The organism is Microbacterium sp. 69-10, assembly GCF_001897945.1.
In the GTDB taxonomy this organism is placed as follows: domain Bacteria; phylum Actinomycetota; class Actinomycetes; order Actinomycetales; family Microbacteriaceae; genus Microbacterium.
In genome coordinates this window covers 30,741-33,465 of record NZ_MKRT01000019.1, presented here as the reverse complement: position 1 = coordinate 33,465, position 2,725 = coordinate 30,741, and the positions used below count along the sequence as shown (strand labels likewise).

3 protein-coding genes and 1 pseudogene are annotated in these 2,725 nt (G+C 64.7%); all 4 read left to right on the top strand.

Annotated elements, in window-relative coordinates; genetic code table 11:
* Window positions 1–685: pseudogene (locus BGN97_RS07700) on the top strand (hypothetical protein); the annotation flags it as partial.
* A 106-nt stretch (window positions 686–791) separates the two neighbouring features.
* A complete protein-coding gene (locus tag BGN97_RS07695) occupies window positions 792–1,607 on the top strand; it encodes a DUF2510 domain-containing protein (RefSeq protein ID WP_292699699.1) in 816 nt (271 codons plus the stop codon).
* Window positions 1,608–1,698: 91 nt separating this feature from the next.
* Entirely contained in the window at window positions 1,699–2,085 is a 387-nt protein-coding gene (locus tag BGN97_RS07690) for a hypothetical protein (protein WP_292699696.1), read from the top strand.
* Between the two features lie 96 nt (window positions 2,086–2,181).
* Window positions 2,182–2,725 (top strand): hypothetical protein (locus tag BGN97_RS07685; protein WP_292699694.1); only part of this gene is annotated, 544 nt, incomplete at its 3' end.

Below are 2,725 nucleotides of genomic sequence, written 5' to 3'. Positions count from 1 at the left end.
CGCTCCGGTCGGTGACTCCTCACCGTCTGTTGCGGACACCGAGGCTGCCGCGGCGCCTGCAGCTCTGGCATATGCGGCTGGCGCGCCTGCTCCTGTGGTGCCGAAGCCGGCGCCGGTTCTGGGTTTCGTCGGTTTGGGCCTTGCAATGGTGGGCACGGTACTGGTGTGCGTTCCGAGTTTCGTGACGTTCGGGATCGGGTCGTTCCTGCTGTTGGCGGGGTTCGTGGTGTCGTTGGTCGGCGTGTTCAAGAGGGGCACGGTGAAGTGGCCTTCGATCGTGGGTATCGCCCTGTCGATCATCGGTGGGGTCGTGGGTGTGATCGTGCTGGTGTTCACGTTGATCGCGAGCATCCCGACTCCCGACCTCCCGACGGCACCGTCCTCCAGCCCTGCCGCCGAGCAGCCCTCCGGCCCGCCCGCTACCGGCGACAGCGCCGGACGCCCCTCGCCCGAAGCGCTCGGCAAAGGGTACAAGATCATGATCAATAAGGGTGGTTACCACCAGTACGATGACAAGCCCGAGTTCCTCACGTGCGTCGGTCAGCATTTCTATGACTCGGATCTGCCCGTCGACGTGCTGCGTGACCTTGCCGAGGGCGTGGACAACACGACGGGCGCTATTCGGGATCAGGCCATCCAGATCGGAACAGAAGCGCTCGGCGAGTGCCGCTCCTCGACGCAGTAGTGATGCGTGAATCGCACCGTACGTGAGGTTGAACCGATTCCCAGACACTGACCAGGTGGGGCTGTGCGTCTGAGGCGTGTGGGTGGTTTCGACGAGGAGGATGTGGATGAGCGCTCCGGCGGGTTGGTATGACGATGGTTCCGGGCGGCAGCGGTGGTGGGATGGTTCGCGGTGGACGGAGAACTACGCTCCTGCGGGTGACGGTGCCGCGGCGGATGGCCCCGCAGCGTCCGCGGGTGACTTGGCTGCTCCTGCGGCGGGTTCCGACGCAGATGCCGCTCCGGCTCACGCGCCCGTCGCACCTGCATCCACGGCGCCGGCGCAGGCTCCGACGCTCGGATTCATCGGCCTGGGGCTCGCCGTACTGGGAACGGTCCTGGTATGCATCCCGAACTTCGTGACGTTCGGGATCGGGTCCTTCGTCCTGCTGGCGGCGTTCGTGGTGTCGCTGATCGCGGTGTTCAAGCGAGGCACGGTCAAGTGGCCCTCGATCGTCGGCATCGCGCTGTCGGTCGTCGGCGGCATCGTCGGGGTTGTCGTGCTGCTGTTCACGATCGCGGCCACCGCCATCGCAAACATCCCTGACCCGCCGACCGATCTGTCCACCTCGGCCACCAGCACGCAGCCCTCCGACCCGCCCGCGACAGGAGACAGCGAGGGACGACCCTCCGCTGAGGCCATCGGCAAGGGGTGGAAGATCCTGATCAACGAGGGGGGTTTCCACCAGTACGACGACAACCCCGAGTTCTTCACGTGCATCGGCGAGCACTTCTATGATTCGGACGTGTCAGACGAGGTGCTGCGTGACGTCGCTCAGGGCGTGGACAACACGACCGGTGCGGTGAAGGATCATGCCGTTCAGGTCGGATTGGACGCGACCGTCGAGTGCGATGCCTCCCTTCAGAAGCCGACGGATCAGTGACTGTCGTGCCCGAGGGTGGGTAATGCTCCCCATGGAAGACGACGCGATGCCGGGTTAGGATCGTCGCGGACAGTAGCAGAGGGGGCGTGTCGTGGTCATCAAGTTGATACCACCGGTTTCGACGATGTCGATGGACCGGGAGGTGGTCGAGTATCAGGTCAAGCGTGTCTTGAGCAGTGCCGAGCAGATCGGCAAGGCGAAGGAGAACCTGGCGAGTCTTCAGGAAGGGCAGACGCCGGCGCTCTGGACCGCTGATGGCAAGTGCGTCGACCTCACAAGTGTGCTCAAGGAGCGCTACCACTCGTCAGAGCTTGCCGTCAACGACATCCTGAAGCGGCTCTTCGTGATCCGCGACAACCTCGTCAAGGCGATCGATGAGACCGATCAGTTGGATGCAGATCAGAAGCAGGGGTACCAGGTGATCCTCGCCAACGCCTTTGGTACGTTCACCAAGCCCAACGGCCCGATCGCGGTCTGAACGGAGGACGTCATGGGACAGAATGTGGAGCGCCTCGGCAGGCTTCAGGTCAATAGGACGAGCTTCGGTGTCGTTAGCATACAGAATGACCAGGCCGTGCAGCGGGCTGACGTGGATGCGGCGTTCGATGCCGTGTCGGTGAACTTGCGGAAGGCGGTGGGTTCGGAGGGCTTCGGCGGTCCGCTCGGCGAGGCGATCGACAAGAACCTCACAAGGCTGATCGCCGATCTCGACGAGGTCGCGAACTACCACAAGGAGCTGGGCAAGCTGGTCGGCCTTGCCGATCAGGCGATGCACGAGACCGCCTCCGGGGTGGCGGGGCTGCCCGAGCCGGGTCTGACCGCAGATCAGCAGAACACGGTGCAGAAGGCGAGCGACACCAACAGCCCGGTTCAGGTCTCGCCCGGTGTCATGATGACGTCCGCGGAGGCGAAGCAGTACTACCAGGATCAGGCGGAGGCGGAGCAGGAGGAGGCCGCCCGCAAGATGGCGGTCGCACTCGACGCGCGGCTGCAGGAGCTCATCGACCAGATGCCGGTCTCGAAGTACGACCCGCCCAAGCCCTCGACGGAGGACCCGGGGAGCGGTGACGGCACCGGAGACGGCTCCTCGAACTACGGCGGTGTGGGCGGTGGCACCG

Bases quoted from the DNA above. Each gene is read 5' to 3' on its own strand.
- BGN97_RS07695 (WP_292699699.1), top strand. From the start codon at position 792: ATGAGCGCTCCGGCGGGTTGGTATGACGATGGTTCCGGGCGGCAGCGG.